This is a genomic window from Pseudomonas paraeruginosa PA7, assembly GCF_000017205.1.
GTDB lineage: Bacteria > Pseudomonadota > Gammaproteobacteria > Pseudomonadales > Pseudomonadaceae > Pseudomonas > Pseudomonas paraeruginosa.
In genome coordinates, this window is the sequence record NC_009656.1 from 6,528,848 (window position 1) to 6,551,486 (window position 22,639).

General features: G+C 66.3%; 20 protein-coding genes. 8 read left to right on the top strand and 12 right to left on the bottom strand.

Features of this window, described 5'->3' with window-relative positions:
* Positions 1–261: 261 nt before the first annotated feature.
* Both mifR and mifS read right to left on the bottom strand, forming a co-directional pair.
* Positions 262–1,605 (bottom strand): two-component system response regulator MifR, encoded by a 1,344-nt coding sequence (gene mifR, locus PSPA7_RS30110; protein WP_003155426.1) that lies wholly within the window; start codon positions 1,603–1,605, stop codon positions 262–264.
* Complete coding sequence (gene mifS, locus PSPA7_RS30115) at positions 1,602–3,368, bottom strand: two-component system sensor histidine kinase MifS (protein WP_033997680.1); 1,767 nt, start codon at positions 3,366–3,368, stop codon at positions 1,602–1,604. Before mifS ends, mifR begins: the two co-directional genes overlap by 4 nt.
* An 81-nt stretch (positions 3,369–3,449) precedes the next feature.
* Between mifS and PSPA7_RS30120 the strand changes: the two genes are divergently transcribed.
* The gene (locus tag PSPA7_RS30120) at positions 3,450–4,328 is read left to right on the top strand and encodes an alpha/beta fold hydrolase (protein WP_012078072.1); all 879 of its coding nucleotides are present in this window, start codon (positions 3,450–3,452) and stop codon (positions 4,326–4,328) included.
* Between the two features lie 71 nt (positions 4,329–4,399).
* Positions 4,400–5,188 (top strand): OXA-50-var family class D beta-lactamase, encoded by a 789-nt coding sequence (gene blaOXA / locus PSPA7_RS30125; RefSeq protein ID WP_012078073.1) that lies wholly within the window; start codon positions 4,400–4,402, stop codon positions 5,186–5,188.
* A gap of 4 nt (positions 5,189–5,192) precedes the next feature.
* On the opposite strand, the gene PSPA7_RS30130 is transcribed toward blaOXA, so the two are convergent.
* Positions 5,193–5,693, bottom strand: coding sequence for a DUF3301 domain-containing protein (locus PSPA7_RS30130; protein WP_023443396.1), 501 nt, complete (start codon positions 5,691–5,693; stop codon positions 5,193–5,195).
* 32 nt (positions 5,694–5,725) lie between these two features.
* Here PSPA7_RS30130 and pdxY point away from each other — a divergent pair, with 32 nt between their 5' ends.
* Entirely contained in the window at positions 5,726–6,592 is an 867-nt protein-coding gene (gene pdxY / locus PSPA7_RS30135) for a pyridoxal kinase PdxY (RefSeq protein ID WP_012078075.1), read from the top strand.
* A gap of 157 nt (positions 6,593–6,749) precedes the next feature.
* Here pdxY and ybaL read toward each other — a convergent pair whose 3' ends face one another.
* Positions 6,750–8,456 carry a YbaL family putative K(+) efflux transporter gene (ybaL, locus tag PSPA7_RS30140; RefSeq protein WP_012078076.1) on the bottom strand — a complete coding sequence of 569 codons (1,707 nt, stop codon included), beginning with the start codon at positions 8,454–8,456 and terminating at the stop codon, positions 6,750–6,752.
* A 367-nt stretch (positions 8,457–8,823) separates the two neighbouring features.
* Positions 8,824–9,306 carry an acyl-CoA thioesterase gene (locus PSPA7_RS30145; protein WP_012078077.1) on the bottom strand — a complete coding sequence of 161 codons (483 nt, stop codon included), beginning with the start codon at positions 9,304–9,306 and terminating at the stop codon, positions 8,824–8,826.
* A 160-nt stretch (positions 9,307–9,466) separates the two neighbouring features.
* Between PSPA7_RS30145 and PSPA7_RS30150 the strand changes: the two genes are divergently transcribed.
* Complete coding sequence (locus PSPA7_RS30150) at positions 9,467–10,210, top strand: hypothetical protein (protein ID WP_012078078.1); 744 nt, start codon at positions 9,467–9,469, stop codon at positions 10,208–10,210.
* Positions 10,211–10,256: 46 nt separating this feature from the next.
* On the opposite strand, the gene PSPA7_RS30155 is transcribed toward PSPA7_RS30150, so the two are convergent.
* The 3 genes from PSPA7_RS30155 to PSPA7_RS30165 all read right to left on the bottom strand — a co-directional run bounded on the left by PSPA7_RS30155 (position 10,257) and on the right by PSPA7_RS30165 (position 13,870).
* Positions 10,257–11,015 (bottom strand): SDR family NAD(P)-dependent oxidoreductase, encoded by a 759-nt coding sequence (locus PSPA7_RS30155; protein WP_003097046.1) that lies wholly within the window; start codon positions 11,013–11,015, stop codon positions 10,257–10,259.
* A gap of 91 nt (positions 11,016–11,106) precedes the next feature.
* The gene (locus PSPA7_RS30160; RefSeq protein ID WP_012078079.1) at positions 11,107–12,474 is read right to left on the bottom strand and encodes a glutamine synthetase family protein; all 1,368 of its coding nucleotides are present in this window, start codon (positions 12,472–12,474) and stop codon (positions 11,107–11,109) included.
* 1 nt (position 12,475) lies between these two features.
* Positions 12,476–13,870 carry an aspartate aminotransferase family protein gene (locus tag PSPA7_RS30165; protein ID WP_012078080.1) on the bottom strand — a complete coding sequence of 465 codons (1,395 nt, stop codon included), beginning with the start codon at positions 13,868–13,870 and terminating at the stop codon, positions 12,476–12,478.
* A gap of 115 nt (positions 13,871–13,985) precedes the next feature.
* Between PSPA7_RS30165 and PSPA7_RS30170 the strand changes: the two genes are divergently transcribed.
* Both PSPA7_RS30170 and PSPA7_RS30175 read left to right on the top strand, forming a co-directional pair.
* Positions 13,986–14,768, top strand: a complete 783-nt coding sequence (locus PSPA7_RS30170; RefSeq protein WP_012078081.1) for an SDR family NAD(P)-dependent oxidoreductase — start codon at positions 13,986–13,988, stop codon at positions 14,766–14,768.
* A 66-nt stretch (positions 14,769–14,834) separates the two neighbouring features.
* Entirely contained in the window at positions 14,835–15,515 is a 681-nt protein-coding gene (locus PSPA7_RS30175; protein WP_003153988.1) for a GntR family transcriptional regulator, read from the top strand.
* 20 nt (positions 15,516–15,535) lie between these two features.
* Here the strand turns inward: PSPA7_RS30175 and PSPA7_RS30180 are convergent, their stop codons facing one another.
* The 3 genes from PSPA7_RS30180 to PSPA7_RS30190 form a co-directional block, all read right to left on the bottom strand.
* Complete coding sequence (locus tag PSPA7_RS30180; RefSeq protein ID WP_003097061.1) at positions 15,536–15,748, bottom strand: YgdI/YgdR family lipoprotein; 213 nt, start codon at positions 15,746–15,748, stop codon at positions 15,536–15,538.
* Between the two features lie 216 nt (positions 15,749–15,964).
* Positions 15,965–16,366 carry an SMI1/KNR4 family protein gene (locus tag PSPA7_RS30185; RefSeq protein ID WP_003153986.1) on the bottom strand — a complete coding sequence of 134 codons (402 nt, stop codon included), beginning with the start codon at positions 16,364–16,366 and terminating at the stop codon, positions 15,965–15,967.
* A gap of 197 nt (positions 16,367–16,563) precedes the next feature.
* A complete protein-coding gene (locus PSPA7_RS30190) occupies positions 16,564–17,409 on the bottom strand; it encodes a Tim44 domain-containing protein (protein ID WP_012078082.1) in 846 nt (281 codons plus the stop codon).
* 350 nt (positions 17,410–17,759) lie between these two features.
* Here PSPA7_RS30190 and PSPA7_RS30195 point away from each other — a divergent pair, with 350 nt between their 5' ends.
* Together PSPA7_RS30195 and PSPA7_RS30200 are read left to right on the top strand one after the other, a co-directional pair.
* Positions 17,760–19,517, top strand: coding sequence for a cation:proton antiporter (locus PSPA7_RS30195; protein WP_012078083.1), 1,758 nt, complete (start codon positions 17,760–17,762; stop codon positions 19,515–19,517).
* A gap of 344 nt (positions 19,518–19,861) precedes the next feature.
* Positions 19,862–21,169 (top strand): MFS transporter, encoded by a 1,308-nt coding sequence (locus PSPA7_RS30200; RefSeq protein ID WP_003157487.1) that lies wholly within the window; start codon positions 19,862–19,864, stop codon positions 21,167–21,169.
* A gap of 368 nt (positions 21,170–21,537) precedes the next feature.
* On the opposite strand, the gene tonB1 is transcribed toward PSPA7_RS30200, so the two are convergent.
* The gene (gene tonB1 / locus PSPA7_RS30205) at positions 21,538–22,563 is read right to left on the bottom strand and encodes an energy transducer TonB1 (protein ID WP_033997689.1); all 1,026 of its coding nucleotides are present in this window, start codon (positions 22,561–22,563) and stop codon (positions 21,538–21,540) included.
* Positions 22,564–22,639 lie beyond the last annotated feature (76 nt).

Sequence of the window (22,639 nt, forward strand, 5' to 3'; positions counted from 1 at the left end):
ACCCGTCCTGCATTCCGTTGGCAAAAGGCATACTGAAGTAGTCAGTTATATCCAGGGACGGGGATGCGAATGATAGTCCTTGAAAAACAATAAGTTGCTATCAATAAAAATTTAGGAACCTTCAAATATAAAATATGAAATTTATATTTTAAGTTTAGGAAATTTCTTATTTATATTTAAAAATCAATTTTGAAACAAAGTCTTTTGAAAAATCTTTCACCACGTTCTGGACACTGCATATGACGATGTACCGAAACGGTGTCAGGCCGAATCCTCACCAACGAAATCAGCACGACTGAGGCCATGCCGCGACATCTTTTCGTTGAGGGTTCGGCGCGGCAGTTGCAACAGCTCCATCACCGCCTTGATGTCGCCACGGCACTGGCCGAGCGCCTGGCGCAGGCATTCGGCCTCGAAGGCCTCCATGCGCTCGGCCAGTCCGCTGGAGAGGCTGCCCGCCTCGTCCGGCTCCTCGCGCTCCAGGCCGAGCACATGGCGTTCGGCGGCGTTGGCCAGTTCACGTACATTGCCCGGCCAGTCATGGGCCATCAGCCGCGCCAGCGCAGCCGGCGCGGCGGGCTGCGGTTCACGGCCGAGGCGCTGGCTGGCGACGCAGGCGAAGTGTTCGAAGAGCAGCGGGATGTCCTCGCGCCGCTCGCGGATCGGCGGCAGGCGCAGCTCGGCGACGTTCAGCCGGTACACCAGGTCTTCGCGGAAGCGCCCGGCGCGAGCCTCGGCCAGCAGGTCGGGCTTGGTCGCGGCGATCACCCGCAGGTCGACATGAATGCTCTGGTTCGAACCGAGCCGCTCCAGCTGCTGCTCCTGCAGCACCCGCAGCAGCTTGACCTGCTGCGCCAACGGCATGCTTTCGATCTCGTCGAGGAACAGCGTGCCGCCGTGGGCGTGCTCGAGCTTGCCGATGCGCTTGCCCTGGGCGCCGGTGAAGGCGCCGCTTTCATGGCCGAACAGCTCGCTTTCGAAGAGTTGTTCGGGAATAGCCGCGCAGTTCAGCGCCACGAACGGCTTGTCGGCGCGCGGGCCGAAGTCGTGCAGGCAGCGGGCGACCAGTTCCTTGCCGCTGCCGGTCTCGCCGCGGATCAGCACGTTCACCGGCGTCGGCGCCAGGGCCAGTACCTGGCGCCGCAAGGCCTCCATCGGCCTGGAGACGCCGAGCAGGCGCGCGTCGACTTGGTCCTTGAGGCTGGCCTGCTCCTTCAGACGCCGGTTCTCCAGCACCAGGCGGCGCTTCTCCAACGCCCGTCGCAGGCTGCCGAGCAGGCGCTCCGGGGTGAAGGGCTTCTCGATGAAGTCATAGGCGCCCTGGCGCATGGCTTCCACCGCCATCGGCACGTCGCCGTGACCGGTGACCATGATCACCGGCAGATCGCGATCGACCGCCTGCAGGCGAGCGAGCAATTGCAGGCCATCCAAGCCGGGCATGCGCACGTCGCTGACGACCACCCCAGCGAAAGACCGGTCCATCCCCGCCAGGCATTCCTCGGCACGCAGGCACAGGCGCACCTCGAAGCCGGACAGCTCCAGCCATTGCCGCACCGCCTCGCGGATCGTCGCTTCGTCGTCGACGAAGATCACCTGGTCACTCATGTCGTTACGCTCGTGTCATCGGAAGCCGCCGGCAGGATCAGGCTGAACACCGCTCCCGCCTCGCCGTTGGCGGCCTGCAGGCGGCCGCCGAGTTCGTGGACGATCCCATAGGATACCGCCAGGCCGAGGCCGAGTCCTTCTCCCACCGGTTTGGTGGTGAAGAACGGATCGAACACACTGCCCAGGTCCTCGGCGGGAATCCCGCCACCGTTGTCGGCCACGCTCAGCACCCAGTCGCCGCCGACCCGCTGCACGGCCAGGCGGATCCATGGCCGCTCCTGGCCGGCCACGGCATCCAGGGCGTTGCGCAGCAGGTTGACCAATACCTGTTCCAGGCGGATCGCATCGCCCATCACCCAGGCTGGCCAGACCAGCGCCTGCTCGATCTCCACCCGCTCGGCGCGAATCCGTGGCAGCAGCAGGTGTTGCGCCTGTTCCACCACGTGGCCCAGCTCGATACGCTCGCGCAAGCCGCCGGCACTCTTGCGGGCGAAGGTCTTCAGGTGGCCGGTGAGCGCGGCCATGCGCTCGAGCATCTCGTCGATGCGCAGCAAGGCCTGGCGTGCTTCGTCGTGGCGACCGGCGTCGAGCAGCAGGCGCAGGCTGGCCAGTTGCATGCGCTGGGCAGTGAGCGGCTGGTTGATCTCATGGGCCAGGGCCGCCGACATCTGTCCCAGTGCCGCCAGCTTGGCCGCCTGCACCAGACCGTCCTGGGCGGTGCGCAAATCGGCGGTACGCTGCTCGACCAGGCGCTCCAACTCCTCCCGGCTGCGCTGGCGCAGCCGGGCGATGCGCCAGCGCTGCTGCAGGAACAGGCCAAGGAACACCAGCGCCAGCCAGGTGCCGGCGGCGGCCAGACGCGCGGTGGCGACATCGTCCTGGATGCTCGCGGTATCGCGCAGCAGATGCAGGGTCCAGCCGTCGTTGGGCAGGTCGAGCGATTGCCAGAGATAGTCTTTCTCGCCATCGACGCTTTCCACCCGCGCCAACCGACTGTCTTCGCCATAGCTGCGCAGGGTCTGGTGGCGCAGGGGGGTCAGCGGCTGGCGGTCGTATTGCCGGGTCTCCGCCAGTTCGAAGCGGTCGACGGTATCCAGCGGCTCCAGTTCGCGATAGCGCCAGCCCTGGTGGTTGGCGAGGAACACGATGCCCTTGGCGTCGCTGGCCAGAACCAGATCGGGAGTCTGGTTCCACTGTCGTTCCAGGTCGGGGAATTCCAGCTTGACCACGATCGCGCCGAGAAAGGTACCGTCCCCGGCGCGCACCGCGTGCGACAGGAAGTAGCCAGGTATCCCGCTGATCACGCCGACCGCGTAGAAACGCCCCGAGCCCTGGGCGATGGTCTGGCGGAAATACGGGCGGAAACCGTAGTTGTGACCGACATAGCTGGTCGGCAGGTTCCAGTTGCTCGCCGCCACCGCCAGTCCGGTGCGGTCGAGCAGTTCCAGGGTCGAGGAGCGGGCGGCCTGGTTGATGCTTTCCAGCTTGAGGTTCAGGCGCTGCTGCAACTCGCCGTCGATCGGCCCGGCCAGCGCCGCGCGCAGGTCGGGATCCAGCGCCAGCACCGCCGGCAGGCTGCGGAAGCGCTCGATCAGGGTCTGCAACGAACCGGCGTAGAGGTCCAGTTGCTTGCGCACCTGCTCGCCCTCGGCGCGCAACGCCTGCTGGCGGGCCTGCCGGCCGGCCCATTCGATGGACAGCAGCAGGCCGCCGAGCAGCGGCAGCAACAGCAGGAACAGGCGCAACGGACGGGACACGGACATCGGCGGATCGAAACGGCAGCGGCAAGCGGCGACGATAGCACGACGCCCGGTTACACTGCGCGCCGTACGAGGAGTCCGCCCATGTCGCTATCCCCCTGGTCCCATCCCTGTTCGGCCGGCTTCACCCTGTGCGGCTGGCGCAGCGAACCGAGCGGCAAGCCGCTGCTGCATTTCCTCCACGGCAACGGTTTCTGTGGCCGCACCTACGAGCCGATGCTGCGTCTGCTGATGGAAGATTTCGATCTCTGGCTGTGCGACATCCAGGGCCACGGCGAAAGCGACCACGGCGGGCGCTTCCATGGCTGGAACCGCAACGCGGAAATGGCGGTGGAAGCCTTCGAGGCCGGGCGCGGCCGGTATGGCGATGTCCCGCGGCTGGCTTGCGGGCACAGCTTCGGCGGCGTCCTCAGCAGCCTCGTCCTGGCCCGTCATCCCGGGTTGTTCACCCGCGCCGTGCTGCTCGATCCGGTGCTGTTCACCCCGGCGATGATCGGTGTGATGGCGCTGTCCGAGACCCTCGGCCTGCAACTGCGCGGCAGCCTGGCGAAGAAGGCGCGCCTGCGCCGCAGCCAGTGGCCGGACCGCGCCGCGGCCTACGCCGGCCTGCGCGGCCGCGGCATCTTCAAGGGTTGGACCGACGAAGCGCTGTGGGCCTATGTGGAATATGCGCTGAAGGACAGCGACGACGGCGTCGAACTGAAGTGCCGGCCGAGCCGCGAGGCGGAAATCTTCAGTTCCTTCCCCCGGCGCCTGTGGCCGTCGCTGGGCAAGGTCGCCACGCCGACCCGGGTGCTGTACGGCGACCGCACCTATCCCTTCGTCGCCAGGTCGGTAGCGCGCTGGTGCTCGATCAACCCGCAGGTCAGCGCCCGCGCCGTGACCGGCGGCCACTGCTTCATGCAGGAAGATCCGGCCGATGCCGCTGCCCGCGTACGCGCCTTCCTCCTGCCCAATCCATGAACAGCTCTTCCGTGGGGAATCCTGAGCTCATCCGCCGGTCCCAGGAAGTTCCCACCATACAGGACCAAGCCATGCGCCTTCTCTTCTTCAGCGCCCTTCTCCTGCTCTTCGGACAGGCCCAGGCCAGCGAATGGAACGACAGCCAGGCAGTGGGCAAGCTATTCGAAGCCGCCGGGATGAAAGGTACCTTCGTTCTCTACGACGTGCAGCGGCAGGGTTATGACGGCCACGACCGAGCACGCGCGCAGACCCGCTTCGTCCCTGCCTCCACCTATAAGGTGGCGCACAGCCTGATCGGTTTATCCACAGGCGCGGTGAAGTCCGCCGACGAGGTCCTGCCCTATGGCGGCAAGCCCCAGCGCTTCAAGGCCTGGGAGCATGACATGAGCCTGCGCGAGGCGATCCGTGCATCCAACGTGCCGGTCTACCAGGAACTGGCGCGGCGCATCGGCCTGCAGCGTATGCGCGCCAACCTCGCCCGCATGGACTATGGAAATGGCGAGGTCGGGCAGGTTGTGGACAACTTCTGGCTGGTGGGGCCACTGGAGATCAGCGCGCTGGAGCAGACCCGTTTCCTCGCCCGGCTGGCACAGGGAGAACTGCCGTTTCCCGAGCAGGTGCAGGCCACCGTGCGCGACATGACCCTGATGGAACACGGCCCGGACTGGGAGCTGCACGGCAAGACCGGCTGGTGTTTCGATTGCACGCCGGAACTCGGCTGGTGGGTCGGCTGGGTGAAGCGCGACGAGCGCCTTTACACCTTCGCCCTGAACATCGACATGCCCGGCGGCGAGGCCGACATCGGCAAGCGCCTCGAACTGGGCAAGGCCGCTCTCAAGGCCTTGGGCGTGCTGCCCTAGGTCATCAGTCGCCGACCTTCTTCTGGCGGGACTGCCGCCATTCGTCGAGGCGGATCACCTCGGCGCTGTGCACCGGCGGATTGTCGGCCTCGGCGGCCGCCTCGAAGCGATGCGGCGCCAGTTCGATGGCGCCGAGGTGATAGCCGTACATGACGATGCGTCCGGCGTAGCGTTCCTCGCCACTGACGGTGAATTCGAAACCGAACTCGCGGCTCAGCCGCCATTGCCCGCGATGATCGCGGGCCAGACGCAGGCGTCGGCGCGCGACATTCTCGTCGAGCAGTTCCACGCCCTGCTTGGCGCAATGCTGCTTGGCCAGCAGCAGCGCCCGTTCGCGCACGCCATGGGCGCGCCACCACCAGGCTGCGGCGGCGCCCAACAGGAGCATGACGAAAAGGTTACCCAGGGTCACGAGCGGAATCCGGTGGAAGGGAAAAGCCAGCTTACCCGTTCTCCCGGCGAGCAGCGAGTGGGGGGTGTTTTCGCCATGTGATTTAGCCCCCATACTGCGCCGACTCAGCTGTAGGAAGTCGTCTCATGCCACGCACGCCCCACCTGCTCGCCATCCAGTCCCACGTCGTCTTCGGCCACGCCGGCAACGCCGCCGCGGTGTTTCCGATGCAGCGCATCGGGATCAACGTCTGGCCGTTGAACACGGTGCAGTTTTCCAACCATACCCAGTATGGCCGGTGGACCGGGCAGGTACTGCCGCCGGAGCAGATCCCGGCGCTGGTGGAAGGCATCGCCGGGATCGGCGAGCTGGGCAACTGCGACGCGGTGCTGTCCGGCTACCTCGGCAGCGCCGCCCAGGGCCGGGCGATCCTCGAGGTGGTAGGGCGAATCAAGCAGGCCAATCCGCGAGCGCTGTACCTCTGCGACCCGGTCATGGGCCACCCGGAGAAAGGCTGCATCGTGGCTCCGGAAGTCAGCGACTTCCTGCTGGAAGAAGCCGCCGCGGTCGCCGACTACCTGTGTCCCAACCAGTTGGAGCTGGATAGCTTCTGCGACCGCCAGCCGAACTCCCTCGCCGACTGCGTGGAAATGGCACGGAGCCTGCTGGCACGCGGTCCCAGGGCAATCCTGGTAAAGCACCTGAACTATCCGGGCAAGGCCGGCGACACCTTCGAGATGCTGCTGGTGGCCGCCGATCAGGTCTGGCACCTGCAACGCCCGCTGCTGGCCTTCCCGCGCCAGCCGGTAGGGGTCGGCGACCTGACCTCGGGCCTGTTCCTGTCGCGCCTGCTGCTCGGCGACGACCTGCGCAACGCCTTCGAATTCACCAGCGCCGCGGTCCATGAAGTGCTGCTGGAAACCCAGGCCCGCGGCAGCTACGAGCTGGAGCTGGTGCGGGCGCAGGACCGGATCGCCCATCCACGCGTACGCTTTGACGCGGTACGCCTGTGATCCTCTGAGCCGCCTGTGGGTAAGATTATCCACAGGCGGCTCAGAGGATGTATTTCTCCAGCATCAATCCAGCGCCGCCACTAGGGCGAAGGCCATGCCCAGACGCCGTTCGATCAGCGGCTTCAGCCGCGGCCCGGTCGCAGGCCGCCGCAGCACGTCAGGCGGACTGCGGCAGCGGCGCGTCGCTGCCCTGCTCGTCGTCGCGATCGAGGCCCAGGCGACGGACCATCCCGCAGGCGATTTCGCGCTCGCCCATGATCACCAGGTTGGCACCGTTCTGCTCCAGGTAGTCCACCTCGGCGTCGAAGTGCGCGCGGGCGACGATATCCAGAGGCGGATTCACCGCGCGGGCATGACTGGCGATCTGCCCGGCCTCGAAGCCGTTGGGAATGGCGATCAGCAACCAGCGCGCCTCGCCGATGTTGGCCAGTTCCAGCACGGCGGGGCTGGCGGCATTGCCGAGCACCACGCTGTAGCCCTGCTCGCGCAGCTCGTCGGCCTTGTCGCGCTTGTCCACCACCACCACGAATGGCGTCCCGGCGGTGCGCAGGCGCGCGCTGACCAGTCCGCCGACCCGGCCATGGCCGATCAGCACCGCGTGGTCGCGCTCGAGGATCGGCGGCGGCAGGTCCTGCGCCGGCATCTCGCGGACCCCACCCGCGGCCTCCGCCAGGCGCTGCTCCTTGCGCTGCTGCAGGCGGTCGATGGCGATGAACAGCAGCGGGTTGACCAGGATCGACAGGATCGCCCCGGCCAGCACCAGGTCGCGGCTCTGCTCCGGGACCAGTTCCAGGCCGATGCCCAGGCCGATGAGGATGAAGGAGAATTCGCCGATCTGCGCCAGGCTGGCGGCGATCACCAGCGCGGTGCTGTTCGGGTGGCCGAAGGCACGGACGATCAGGTAGGCGGCCAGGGACTTGCCGAAGACGATGACCAGGAAGGTGGCCAGCACGGTAAGCGGCTCCTGCAGCAGGATCATCGGATTGAACAGCATCCCCACCGAGACGAAGAACAGCACCGCGAAGGCGTCGCGCAACGGCAGCGAGTTCTCCGCCGCCTCGTGGCTGAGCTCGGATTCGTTGAGGATCATGCCGGCGAAGAACGCGCCGAGGGCGAAGGAGACCCCGAACAGCACCGCCGAACCGTAGGCGATGCCCAGGGCGATGGCCAGCACGGCCAGGGTGAAAAGTTCGCGCGAGCCGCTGGCGGCGATCTTCTCCAGCACCCAGGGCACCACCCGGCGCCCGCCGAGGATCATCAGGGCGACGAAGGCGGCGACCTTGCCCAGGGTAAGCAGCAGCGGCCAGAGCAGGCCGGCGCCGCCGGTGTCGCTCTTGCCGCCGAGGGTCCCGGCCAGCGCCGGCAGGAGCACCAGGGTGAGGACCATCGCCAGGTCCTCGACGATCAGCCAGCCGATGGCGATCCGTCCGCGTTTTGTATCCAGCAGCTGACGCTGCTCCAGGGCCCGCAGCAGGACCACGGTGCTGGCCACCGACAGGCTCAGGCCGAACACCAGGCCACCGCCGAAATTCCAGCCGAGCAGGCTCGCCAGGCCGATGCCGAGCAACGTGGCGACGCCGATCTGCACCAGCGCCCCGGGAATGGCGATAGCCTTCACGGATAGCAGGTCCTTGAGGGAGAAATGCAGGCCGACGCCGAACATCAGCAGGATCACCCCGAGTTCGGCGATTTCCTGCGACAGCGCCTGGTCGGCCACGTAACCGGGAGTGAACGGCCCGGCCAGGACGCCCGCCAGCAGATAGCCGACCAGCGGCGAAATGCGCAGGCGATTGGCCAGGGCCCCGAAGAGGAAGGCGAGGACAAACCCCGCGGCGAGTGTGGTGAGTAGCGGCGTGTGATGCATCGGGACTCCCGGGAGGGCGGGGAACATGTCTTCCGCGGCCAGCCCGGCGGACGACGACATTCGAAATGGATCGCGGGCCTGCGCCCGCGACGGCATGGCGGTAAGGCTTGCCGCCAACGGGGCCGCCCCCACGGCATTCGAGCAAGCCGAGGGAGGCTCTGGTTCCTGGAGAATCCGGCGCGGCCCCGAAAGGTTAACCCGTTGACGTTGCTGGACTTTTATCAGGCACGCCGGTTTTTTATCAAGAAATGACAGGAATTGGCGCCAGTGAACGCAAAATGCAGGCTTTTCTTATGAAAAGCTGCGAAAAGAGTCGAAAATAAAAAGATACCGCCGACGCGCCGGACCTTCCGGCATCGCTTCTCCATCAGCCCTCCTCGCGAATCGCCTGGTAACGCGCCTCCAGCTCGGCACGCAGTTGGCGACGCTGCTGGGCCTGGGCGAAGCGGCGCTTCTGCTCTGCGGTTTCCAGCTCCAGCGGGCGCACGACCACCGGCTTGCGCTCGTCATCCAGCGCCACCATGGTGAAGAAGCAACTGTTGGTGTGGCGCACGGACTGTTCGCGGATGTTCTCGGTGATCACCTTCACGCCGATTTCCATGGAGGTCCGCCCGGTGTAGTTGACCGAGGCGAGGAAGGTCACCAGTTCGCCGACGTGCACCGGCTCGCGGAAGATCACCTGGTCCACCGACAGGGTCACCACGTAGCGACCGGCGTAGCGGCTGGCGCAGGCGTAGGCGACTTCGTCGAGGTACTTGAGCAGGGTGCCGCCATGGACATTGCCGGAAAAATTGGCCATGTCCGGGGTCATCAGCACGGTCATCGACAGTTGGTTGTTTCCGGGTTGCATAGCGTTTTTTCTCTCATCAGGACGGGCGTGGACACCATAGACGCTAACGACTGTGGCAACGGCTACAAATTTTCAATCGTGATGATCGAATCCGCTCCGCTGCGGCAGGCCCGCATGGGCTTTTCTTCTAGACTGGCTTTTTTCCACGAGGAATCGCCCGATGTCCGTAGCCCGCCGCCTTCCTTCGCCGCTCCTGGCCGTCCTGGCCGCTCTCGCCGCCACCGTCGTCCAGGCCGAGGATACGCCCTGCGCGAGCCCCGCGGAATGCAACACGCGCGGCACCCAGGCTTATCAACAGGGACGTTATCCACAGGCGCTGGAAGCCTTCGAATGGCAACTGCGCCTGGCCGAACGCCAGCAACAGGGGGAGGCGGCGCAGGAGCAGGCGCTGAACAACCTGATGCTGGCCAACCTCAAGGCCGGCCATGCCGGCCACGCCCGCGCCTGGCTCGCTCTGGCGCTGGCGCGCGGCTACAGCGGTCCGGCCACCCGCTTCAATCTCGAACAGGTGGCCAGCCAGGTGGACTACCCGGCCCTCCAGGGTCTCGCCGGGCATTACCTGCGCTACGCCGGGCAGGCCGAATGGGAAAGCCTGAAGATCGAACCGGTGAAGGGCGGCTACCAGGCCAGCTTCGCCCTGATGCGCATCGGCAACCCGGAGAAGCTGATGGAGTACGGCCCCGCGGCGGTCGGCGAGTTGTCCGGACGGCTGGAAGGGAAAGGCGCGCTTTACCGCTTGCGCAGCGAGGGACTGGGCGCCGGCTGCAGCCTGCAGGTGCTGCAGGAGGGCATCGACCTGCGGGTGATCGAGAGCCTCGGCGGCGCTTGCCAGGGCTACGGCGGCATGGGTATAGCCGCCGCCGGTGGCTGGCTGAAGATCGCCAGCCAGGCCAAGGGCGGTTGAGACTTGTCCACAGGCCGCCCCGGCGGGGCGACCTGCGCAAAAGCCCTCAGCGCCCGGCGGAAAGACCGAAGTCCACCGCCAGGTCGGCGCCGGTGATCGCTTCGGCCTGCGGGCCGCAGAGATACCAGACCAGTTCGGCGACTTCTTCCGGGCGAATGAAGCGCGCTGCCTTCCCCTGTGGATAATCCTTCAGCAGCGCGCGCTTGTAGCCGTCCGGATTGCCCATGCCATAGCGCTCGGCCTGATAGTCGAGCATCGGCGTGGCGATGTCCGCCGGCGACACGGCGTTGACCCGGACGCCCTGCTCGGCCAGCTCCAGGGCCAGGGTCTTGCTCAGCATGGTCAGCGCCGCCTTGCTCGCGCAGTAGGCCGCCGAGCCACGGTAGGCCTGACGTCCGGAATCGCTGGAGATGTTGACGATGCTGCCCTGGTTCTCCTTGAGATAGGGAATCGCCGCCTGGCACATGTAGAACGAGGCCTTGAGGTTGACTCCCAGAACCAGGTCGAAGTCTTCCTCGGTGAAGTTTTCCACAGGTCCCTCGCGCCAGACGCCCGCGGCGTTCACCAGGGCGTCCAGGCGCCCAGTGCGGGCGAGGATCTTCGACATCAGGGTATGGCAGTTATCCGCGCTGCGCAGGTCGGCGACCCCGCTGGCATCCAACGGTACCTGCGCGTTCAGCGCGTGCAGGCCCTCCTTATCCACATCCGTGGCGGCGATGCGCCAATGACTCTGGGCGAAACGCTTGGCGATTGCCCGGCCCAAGCCGCCGGCTGCACCAGTGATAAGAACGACGGGCGTGCTCATCTGCTTTTCCTTACTCCTGTGCCACATGGGAAACACAGGGCGGCCAACCGGTCGCCCGCTTCAATGACTGACCGGCGATGCCGGCAGCCGTTCAGGCCTGGTTGAGATACCAGCGCCAGTCCTGTTCGCCGACCTCGCCCATGAAGGCGCGGTATTCGGCCTGCTTGATCGCCAGGTAGATCTTCAGGAACTTCTCGCCGAGCGCCTCGCGCGCCCAGGCCGAGCCCTCCAGGGCACGCAGCGCGGTCAGCCAGTCGCTGGGCAGCGCCTGCGTCGCTTGAGCGTAGCCGTTGCCGCTGACCGGCGCACCGGGATCGAGGCCTTCGCGGATCCCCCGGCGCACCGCCGCCAGCAGCGCCGCCGCCGCCAGGTAGGGGTTGGCGTCGGCGCCGCAGATGCGGTGCTCGATGTGCCGGCTGGGCGCCGGACCGCCCGGCACCCGCAATGACACGGTGCGGTTGTTGATTCCCCAGGTCGGCGCCAGCGGCGCATAGCTGTTGGCCTGGAAACGCCGGAAGGAGTTGGCGTTGGGACAGAACAGCGCCAGCGACTCCAGCAGGCAGGCCTTCATCCCGCCGATGGCCTGGCGCAGCAGCGGGGTGCCGGCCGGATCGTCGCTGGCGAACAGGTTGTTGCCCTGGCCGTCGGCCAGGCTGAGATGCAGGTGCAGCCCGCTGCCGGACAGATCGCCGAACGGCTTGGCCATGAAGCAGGCCTGCAGGCCATGCCGGTTCGCCACGCCCTTGACCAGGCGCTTGTAGCGCACCCCCTCGTCGATCGCCTGGAGTGCGTCGAAACGGTGCTGCAGGGTGATTTCCAGTTGCCCCGGCGCGTACTCCGAAATCGCCGTGCGCGCCGGCAGGCCCTGGACCTCGCAGGCCTCGTACAGGTCGTCGAGGAACGGCTGCAACTGCTCCAGCTCGTAGACACCGTAGACCTGGGTCGCCCGCGGTCGCTGGCCGTTCATCTGCAGGGCGGGCTGCGGCCGGCCATCGCTGCCGCGCTCGCGATCGAGCAGATAGAACTCGAGTTCCACCGCCATCACCGGGTGCAAGCCATCTTCCTGCAGGTTGTGGATAACCCGCTGGAGCACATGCCGCGGATCGCCTACCGCGGCCGGAAGTCCCTGCTCGGGATGCATGCTGACCTGCACCTGCCCGGTCGGCGTCTGCCGCCAGGGTTGCAGGGTCAGGCTGCCGGGCAGCGGATAGGTCCAGCAATCGGCGTCGCCCACGTCCCAGACCAGCCCGGTCTCCTCGACATCATCGCCATTGATGGTCAGGCCGAGGATGGTGCTCGGCAGCGGCCGGCCGCTCTCGTAGACCGCCAGCAGCTCGTCGCGGTGCAGCAGCTTGCCGCGCGGCACGCCGTTGGCGTCGATCAGGAACAGCTCGATGCTGCGCACCTCGGGGTGCGCGGCAAGGAATTCGCGGGCTTCCCGCGGATCGGCGAAGCGCATGTCAGGCCTCCCGCGCGCCAGGAATGGCCAGCAGTTCGGCGAGCGCCTGGTCGAGACATCCGATCAACCGGTCGACGTCTTCCTCGCGCGTCTCCGGGCAGCACAGGGTCATGTTGTGGAATGGCGTGATGAGGATGCCGCGATTGATCAGGTACAGGTGCAGGGCCATTTGCAGGCCGTCGTGGAAAGCCGCCTCGGCGGCCGCGCCATCGCGCGGCGACTGCGCGCAGAACTGGAATTCGCTGCGCGCGCCGAGTTCGGTCACCGACCAGGCCAGGCCGTGCTTGTGGATAATCCTGCGGAAGCCTTCGGCCAGGCGCGCCGCCAGCGGCAGCATGTGGGCATAGGCGGCGTCGGTCATCACCTCTTCCAGGTTGGCGCGCATGCAGCGCATCGCCAGGGCGTTGGCCGACAGGGTGGTGCCCATGCCGCTATGGCCATGGCCTTCGCTCTGTTCGCTGGCGCGGGCGCGGGCCAGTTGCATGGCGCTGGCCATCGCCGCGCTGCAACCGTAAACCGAGCAGGGCACGCCGCCGGCGATCGGCTTGCCGAGGGTGATGAAGTCCGGCTCCAGCTGCCAGGCGCGGGTGCAGCCACCAGGTCCGGTGGAGATGGTATGGGTCTCGTCGATGATCAGCAGCGTGCCATGCCGGCGGGTCAGTTCGCGCAGCTTCCGGTGGAAACCGGGCTGCGGCAGGACCATGCCGATGTTGGTCATCGCCGGCTCGCAGAGCACGGCGGCCACGTCTTCGCTGGCCAGCGCCCGCTCCAGGGCATCGAGGTCGTTGAACGGCACCGCGCGGCTGAACTGGGTGAGGTCATGGGCCTGGCCGAGCAGGCCGGAGCGATGCACGGTGCGGCCGTCGCGGCAGCGAACCAGGGTGTCGTCGACCGTGCCGTGATAGCAGCCGTCGAATACCAGTACCACCTTGCGACCGGTGATCGCCCGCGCCCAGCGCAGGACGAAACGGTTGGCGTCGGTGGCGGTGGTCGCCACCTGCCAGAACGGCAGGCCGAAGCGTTGCGCCAGCAGCTCGCCGGCGACGATGGCATCCTCCCCCGGGAGCATGGTGGTCAGGCCGTTCGCACCCTGCCCGGCGAGCGCCCGGGCGATCGGCGCCGGCGAATGGCCGAACATGCTGCCGGTATCGCCCAGGCAGAAGTCCACGTAGGCGTGGCCATCGACGTCATGGAAACGCGCGCCGCGGGCACGCTCCACGAACAATGGGCAAGGTGTCGACCAATCGCTCATCCAGTGCATCGGTACGCCATCGAACAGGGCGCGCCGGGCTCGCTCGGCGAGCGCGACGGACTGTGGATTCTGCGCAAGGAAACGTTGCTGCTCGCGGGCCATGAAGGTTTCCACGGCGGCTTCGGCGATGCCACTGGCGGTCATTTCGAACACCTCGTTTTTTATTTTGCACAACTTTCATTTGTGATCACAAAAAAGTCAATACAGAATTTGAAAGCATTGATAATCTGTCTTTCATGGCAATTTTGTGATCACAAAAATGAACGACTTTCCGAAGTGGAACGGCCAGGTGGCGCTCATCAGCGGCGCCGGCAGCGAACACGGCATCGGTTTCGCCATCGCCCGGCGACTGGCCCGCGAAGGCGTGCGCCTGCTGATCACCGCCAGCAGCGAGCGGATTCGGCAACGAGCGGAGGAACTGAGCGCCTGCGGGCACGAGGTGCGCGCCGCCGCCGCCGATCTGACCGACGAAGCCCAGGTGCGGGGCCTGCTGGACTGGGCCGAAGCCCAGTGGGGGCGGGTCGATATCCTGGTGAACAATGCCGGCATGGCCCAGTTGGGCAGTGCGGAACCCTTCAGCGCCGTGGAAGCGACCTCGCTGCGGGACTGGCAACTGTCCCTGTCGCGCAACCTGACCAGCGCTTTCCTGCTCACCCGCGGCCTGCTGCCGGGCATGCGCGAGCGCGGCTACGGGCGGATCGTCAATGTCGCCTCCACCACCGGGACCCGCGGCAGCAACCCGGGCGAAGCCGCGTATAGCGCGGCCAAGGCCGGATTGGTCGGCTGGAGCATGGGCCTGGCGCTGGAAGTGGCGAAGAGCGGCATCACGGTGAACAGTGTCGCGCCGGGCTGGATCGCCACCGGCTCGAGCACCGCCGAAGAACGCCTGGCCGCCCAGGCCGGGCCCGGCGGACGTGCCGGCCGGCCCGAGGAAGTCGCCGCCGCGGTGGCCTTCCTCGCCTCGCCCGAAGCCAGCTTCGTCAACGGCGAACTGCTGGTGGTGGACGGCGGCAACTGCCTGATCGAGAACAAACGGAGCTGAACATGCGCGATTGCAGCCTGACCCTTTCCCAGCTTCCGGCACCGCCCGTGAGAGGGAGCTGAACCGATGGTCGAAAACCTCCAGGAACGACTCTACCAACGACTGCGCGAAGCCCTGCTGGCCGGGCGTTTCCAGCCTGGAGAGCGGTTGAAGATCCGCGCTCTGGCGAACCAGTGGGGAACCAGCCCGATGCCGGTGCGCGCCGCCCTCCAGCGGCTGGTGGCCGAAGGCGCCCTGGAAGGCGAGGCACAACGTTCGCTGCGGGTCCCGCCAATGACCCGCGAGCGGTTCCTGCAGATTCTCCAGGTGCGCCTTTCTCTCGAAGGGCTGGCGGCCGAAAGCGCCAGCGGCCGGCTGGACGGGCAGGCGCTGGAAAGGCTCGGGGAATGTCTGCGGCGCATGGAAGGGGCGCTGCGCCAGCGCGAGGTGCAGGTCTACCTGGAAGCCAACAGCGAATTCCACCTGACGCTCTACCGCGCCTGCGGCAATCCGGTGCTGCTGCGCCTGATCGAGACGCTGTGGCTGCAGGTCGGGCCGTTCTTCAACCGGCTGTTCACCGAGGCCGACCTGTCGCTACGCCTGAACGATTTCCACGAAGACGCCCTGGAGGCCGTGCGCCGCGGCGACGGCCCGGCCGCGCGCGCGGCGATCGAGCAGGACCTGAGCTACTTCGGCCAGTACCTGCTGAACCTGCTGGAACTGGAGGCCCGTCCACGCAAGCGGCGGCGCGCCGGCGAGCACGCCTGACGACTTCCGCTACGGGGCAGCTACTGCGGACGAATGGTGCGCACGTTGTCCTTCTTGATCAGGATGGTGTCGCCGTTCAGCTGTTCGAACTCGTAGTAGTCATTGTATTTGTCGTAATCCGACTGGTCCTTCACCAGGACCTCGCTGCCGTCTTGCAGGGTGACCACCGCCTGGTTGGCGCAACCCGCCAGGCTGGTCAGCAGCAATGCAGCGAACAGAGCTTTGAACTTCATAGAATCTCCACACGGGGCAACGCACTTGCCTCATCCGGAGCGACAAGTGCGGAATTGCCCTTGTGACCGTGGCAAACGGGGGAAATTCCTTAGCGCAGCGGCGCTTTGTCGGAGGCGAAGCGGCCAGGCCGCCCCGCGGGTTCCAAAGTCAGCCCTGCAGCGCTTCGCCGGACCGCCGGAAGACCCGCGTGGCAGAGCCTTTCCAGCCGTTCCGGATCAGCTCTCCAGCCAGACGTCGCGGGCCCAGATCCATACCGAGTCCCAGCTTTCGTCGGTGAGGTCGCCGTCGGCCCAGAGCACCACCTCGCCATCCTCGGCAACGCAGTAGTAGCTGCCGTCGTCCTCGCAGAGCGGGATCAGTTCGCGCGGCACCCCCAGATCCCAGGCGGTGGCCGCTACCTCGGGCAGGTAGGTGTGCGAATGCGGATCGGTCACCGTCACCGGCTCCAGGCGGCCATAGACGACGTCGCTGACCAGCAGGAGAAACTCGCGGAATTCGGCGGGAATGCCGATCAGCAGCTCCTCCTCGATTTCCACCAGCAGTTCTTCTTCCGGCAGTTCCAGGGGCACCGGTACCGGCTCGTTGAGTTCACGCAGTTTTTCGATGACGTCTTCCACGACAGGCTCTCTCGCAACGGGGGGCGCGTTTTTTTATACAGTAGCCGCGCCCGACGCAAGAACAGCTCATGCGACTGGCCGTTGGCCATGGCGCCGGACGAATGGTCGGCCATGCCCGCCAGCGGGCATGAAAAACCCCCGGTCCCTGGCGGGAGCGGGGGTTTGCGCGGCCCCGAAGGGGCCGCAGGCGCGTCCGATCAGTTCTGCCGGATACCGGCCACCAGCCACGGCTGGTTCTCGCCCTGGGCACGCTCCATCCGCCAGCTTTCGCTGAAAGCCTCGCCCTGGTCGAAGCGCGAGGTCTTCGATACGCCGCTGAAGGTCAGGGTGGCGATGGTCTTGTCGGCCTGGTCGTCGACGCCGTCCAGCTGCACGGCCAGATTGTCGATGTAGGTGGACTGGTAGGCATCGCCGATCTCGGCGCGTTCCTGCTTCAGCCACTGCAGCATCTGCGGGGTGACGAACTCGGCGATCTTGTCCATCTCGTTGGCATCCCAGTGCTGCTGCAGGGACATGAAATGCTCGCGGGCGGCGCCGACGAAACGCTCTTCGTTGAACCAGCTCGGCGCGTTGATCACCGGGCTCGGCGCGGCAGCGGCGCCACCGAAGATCGGCGCCTGGGCCGGCATCTCGCGCTGCATCGGCGCGTGGCCGGCCATCGCCGGCTGGGCCTGGGCCTGCTGGCGCCGGCGCGCGGCGATGAAGCGGAAGGCGATGAAGGCCACCAGGGCGATCAACAGGATGTCGAGCATCTGGATGCCTTCGAAACCGTCACCCATGAACATCGAGGCGAGCAGGCCACCGGCGGCGATGCCGGCCAGCGGGCCGAGCCAGCGCGAGGCGCCACTGGCGGCAGCGGCGGGGCGCGCGGCGTTGGGAGCGGCAGCAGTGGCGTTCGGCGCGGTGGCCGGCTGCGCCTGGCGGGTCTGGTGGCTGGGCGCCGAGCCGAGGCTCTTGCCACCGCCGAAGCGCTTGGCATTGGCGTCCAGGCTGACGGTCAGCGCCAGGCAGAAGGCGAGGGCGATGCTGAGAACACGCTGCATTTTAGTCTTTCTCTCTTGGGGGAATCGACGCGCGCCATGTTGCGGCGGTACGGGCGGCAGGACCAGCCGGATTTTGTTTCGGGCTATTGCTCCCCGGCCATCGGTTTTTGCCGGCCATCTCTGGCTCGCGGTTCGGCGCAAGGGTACACCTTAGCTCCCGGGGACGACAGGCGCAGGTCCGGCTCGTCTGGCCAGCCGCCGGAAAAATACCGTGCGAAGCGACGCGGACACCTCTGTTACAGCTTTTTTCGGCCCGTCGCCCAGGCACTCGCCAATGCTAGTCTGCGGGTCTGCGAGGCCGTCCGGTCACGCGTCTGCCGAGCCCTTCCCATCGAGCGAGGACCGCCGCCATGCATGCCGTCGATTTCATCCAGGACCTCGCCGTGATCATGCTGGTGGCCGGCGTGGTCACCATTCTCTTCCACCGCCTGCGCCAACCGGTGGTCCTAGGCTACATCGTCGCCGGCTTCATCATCGGCCCGCACACTCCGCCCTTCGGGCTGATCCACGACGAAGACACGATCAAGACCCTGGCCGAGCTCGGGGTGATCTTCCTGATGTTCTGCCTGGGCCTGGAGTTCAGCCTGCGCAAGCTCTTCCAGGTCGGCGCCACGGCGTTCATCGCGGCGTTCCTGGAAATCGTCCTGATGATCTGGATCGGTTTCGAGATCGGCCGCTTCTTCGAGTGGAACACCATGGACTCGCTGTTCCTCGGCGCGATCCTGGCGATTTCCTCGACCACCATCATCGTCAAGGCGCTCGGCGACCTGAAGATGAAGAACGAGCGCTTCGCCCAGCTGATCTTCGGCGTGCTGATCGTCGAGGACATCCTCGGCATCGGCATCATCGCCCTGCTCTCGGGGATCGCCGTCAGCGGCTCGGTGGAGACCGGCGAGGTGTTCTCCACGGTCGGCAAGCTCAGCCTGTTCATGATCGTCGCGCTGGTCGTCGGCATCCTGCTGGTGCCGCGCCTGCTGGCCTACGTGGCGAAGTTCGAAAGCAACGAGATGCTGCTGGTCACCGTACTCGGCCTGTGCTTCGGCTTCTGCCTGCTGGTGGTGAAGCTCGAGTACAGCATGGTGCTGGGCGCCTTCCTGATCGGTGCGATCATGGCCGAATCACGCCAGCTGGCGCAGATCGAGCGCTTGATCGAGCCGGTTCGCGACATGTTCAGCGCCATCTTCTTCGTCGCCATCGGCCTGCTGATCGACCCGAGGATCCTCGTCGAGTACGCCTGGCCGATCGCCCTGATCACCGTCGCGGTGGTGCTCGGCAAGATGTTTTCCTGCGGCATGGGCGCATTCATCGCTGGCAACGACGGGCGCACCTCGCTGCGAGTCGGCATGGGCCTGTCGCAGATCGGCGAGTTCTCCTTCATCATCGCGGCGCTGGGCATGACCCTGAAGGTCACCAGCGACTTTCTCTATCCGGTGGCGGTGGCGGTCTCGGCCATCACCACCCTGCTCACTCCCTACCTGATCCGCGCCGCCGACCCGCTCTCGCAACACCTGGCCAACGCGATGCCGCAAGGCCTGGCACGGATCTTCGGCCACTATGGCGACTGGCTGCGCAGTATCCAGCCGCAGGGCGACCGGGCGGTGCTGGCGGCGATGATTCGGCGGATCCTGCTGCAGGTCGGGGTGAACCTGGCACTGGTGATCGCGATCTTCCTCGCCGGCGGCTACTTCGCCGATACGCTTTCCGCCTGGATGGGCCGGTGGATCGCCTACGACGGGCTGCACAAGGCATTGATCTGGGGTGGCGCACTGCTGGTTTCGCTGGCCTTCCTGATCGCCGCCTACCGCAAGCTCAAGGCGCTGTCGATGCTGCTGGCCGAGCTCGGGGTCAAGCCGGAGAAGGCCGGACGCCATACGGCGCGGGTACGCCGGGTGGTCTCCGAGGTAATCCCGCTGCTGTCGCTGGCCGGCATGATGGTGCTGCTGGCTGCGCTCAGCTCGAGCATCCTGCCGCCGGGCGAGTTGCTGGTCGTGGTGGTGCTGGTCGCCGGCCTGGTGATCGCGGTGCTCTGGCGCTGGCTGATCCGCGTGCATTCGCGGATGCAGATCGCCCTGATGGAAACCCTCGACCAGGAAAAGGGCAGCCACTGAGCCCGACAGGAATGTCCCGGTCCCGTTCGCAAGGCGAATCGTTATCCGCCGAGACCCCGCTGCGACGGCGGATAACCGCGGGGCGGTCGTTCGACCTGCGGAGCAGGGTCGAGACGGCCATTTTCTCCTGACTGATAGGCGGAATTCCGCTCATTCACCCTTCCGTTCGGCAGACTCCCGCTTGGCCGCTCCCTGCTTTCTTTCCTCCAGCCCAGTTACCACGGGGCTTTCCGCCGTTGGCACGGCACCTGCTATCGAGCCCTCCAATACGTCGCCCTCGCGATGTGCCGGTGTGCTGCGCCCTGATCAGCACATCCAAGACAACAACGAAAAGAGGAAACACGATGGAAAGCGCCAACGCCATTTCCGCGTCTGCCCAGCCACGCACCACCTCGCAACGCATCAAGTCGATCTTCAGCGGCTCCGTCGGCAACCTGGTCGAGTGGTACGACTGGTACGTCTACGCCGCCTTCTCGCTGTACTTCGCCAAGGCCTTCTTCCCCCAGGGCGACATGACCGCCCAACTGCTGAACACCGCCGCGATCTTCGCCGTGGGCTTCCTGATGCGCCCGATCGGCGGCTGGCTGATGGGCATCTACGCCGACCGCAAGGGCCGCAAGGCGGCGTTGCTGGCCTCGGTGCTGCTGATGTGCTTCGGCTCGCTGATCATCGCCCTGACCCCCAGCTACGAAACCATCGGCGTCGCGGCGCCGATCCTGCTGGTGGTCGCGCGCCTGCTGCAGGGCCTGTCGGTCGGCGGTGAATACGGCACCTCCGCCACCTACCTGAGCGAAATGGCGAACAAGGAGCAGCGCGGGTTCTTCTCCAGCTTCCAGTACGTGACCCTGATCTCCGGCCAGCTCATCGCCCTGGCGGTGCTGATCGTCCTGCAACAGACCCTGAGCGTCGAACAGCTGGAAAGCTGGGGCTGGCGCGTACCCTTCTTCATCGGCGCGCTGTGCGCGGTGGTGGCGATGTTCCTGCGTCGCGGCATGGAAGAGACCGAGTCCTTCTCGAAGAAGAAGGAAGAGCCGAAGGAAAGCCTGCTGCGCACCCTGCTGCGCCATCCCAAGGAAGTGCTGACCGTGGTCGGCCTGACCATGGGCGGTACCCTGGCCTTCTACACCTACACCACCTACATGCAGAAGTACCTGGTGAACACGGTGGGCATGAGCAAGACCGACTCGACCATGATCTCGGCGGCCACCCTGTTCCTCTTCATGCTGTTGCAACCCATCGTCGGCGCCCTCTCGGACAAGATCGGCCGGCGGCCGATCCTGATCGCCTTCGGCGTACTCGGCACCATCTTCACCTACCCGATCCTCAGCACCCTGCACAGCGTCGACAGCTGGTGGGGCGCGTTCTTCCTGATCATGGCGGCGCTGGTGATCGTCAGCGGCTACACCTCGATCAACGCGGTGGTGAAGGCCGAGCTGTTCCCCACCGAGATCCGCGCCCTGGGCGTCGGCCTGCCGTACGCCCTGACCGTGTCGATCTTCGGCGGCACCGCCGAATACGTCGCCCTATGGTTCAAGAGCATCGGCCTGGAGAGCGGCTTCTACTGGTACGTCACCGCCTGCATCGCCTGCTCGCTGCTGGTCTACGTGTTCATGAAGGACACCCGGAAGCACTCGAGGATCACCACCGATTGATCGAGCCTCGTGCTCATGGCCCGACACACTCCGGGCCTTTTTATCCACAGGACGGCGACCTTCAGGTCGCCGTCCTGCTTTTTTGGCGCGGCATCCTGGCCGGAACCGTAGGGCACGCGACGCCGACGGCGTAATCCGCCGGTACCCTGCGTTCCACGGCGGATAACCGCGAGCGGTTATGCGCCCTACGGCTCGTCATTCCGGCGGGACTGGCACGTAAACGCCGATCTCCTCGCGTTCCCACGGCGGAACAGCGCAAGGGGCCTGCCGTCCCAAGTCAGCGAAGCCCCCTGCGTGAGCTACCGGGAACCGCGGGCAAAAAAAACCGCGCTCGAAGGCGCGGCTCTTTTCGTTGTCGGTGTCCCGCCTCAGCGGCGCTTCTCGATCTTGAAGAAGAACATCTTGGTCGCCTGGCGGGCGACGATCTTGCCGCCGCTGACGCGTGGCTCGAAGCGCCACTTGGCCATGGCCTGGCGAACTTCGCGGTCGAACATGCGCGAGGGCACCGATTCCAGTACCTGGATGTCGTCGATGCGCCCATCGCTGGTGATGGTGAACAGCACCTTCACCCGCCCCTCGATGCCGCGCGCCTGGGCCATGCGCGGATAGACCGGCGGATCCATGCGCAGCGGCTTGATGTCGCTGTCGGTGAGGCTGCCGCTAGGCAGTCCGGCCGGGCCCTGGGAGCCGCTGGGAGCGGTCTGCGCGCCTGGCGTGCTCTGCCCGACCGTAGGTGCGGGCGGCGGCGGCGCGGCGCTGGACGGGCTCGGCTGGCTGGACGCCTCGGTGCTCGGTTCCGGTTCCGGCTTGGGTTCCGGCTTCGGCTTGGCCTTGGGAATGGCGTTTTCCACCGGCTTGGGCTTGGGTTTCGGCTTGGGCTTGGGTTTTTCCACCGGCTTGGGCTTGGGCGGCTCCGGCTTGGGTTCCTCGACCTTCGGCGGCGTCGGTTCCGGCGCGGCGGCCGGAGGCTGCGGGGTCGGCTCGGCCTTCTTCTCCAGCTGGACGAAATTCACCTGCATGGTCTTCGGCAGTTCGCCGTGGCCGAGGTTGAGTTCGGCCGGCGTCGGCATCACCCAGACCAGGGCACCGATGATCGCCACGTGCATCGCCACCGCCGCGCCGGAGGACAGCCACCAGCGCGATTTCGGCGGTTCGCCGGGAACGTCTTCCGGATCGCTGCCGTGGGCGTAGGGAATCAGCACTTCCTCGACCGCCACTTCCTCGTCGCGGCGCGCCCCGGAGCAGTCCACCACCCGCAGGTTGGGTTCGCCGCGCTGGGCGTTCACGCATGGCAGAGACGCGCTGTCGTCTCCCTGGGCGGGCGCGGTGGGATGGTCTTCGGCGAGCGCGGCCAGCGAAAAACGGTCAGGCGACCGTGAAGGCTGTGGCGACATGAGGGCGACCTGCGGAGAAGTGAAAGGTAAGGAAGTTGAGTCTTCTGATAATTATTATCATTCAGTAGCGTCCACA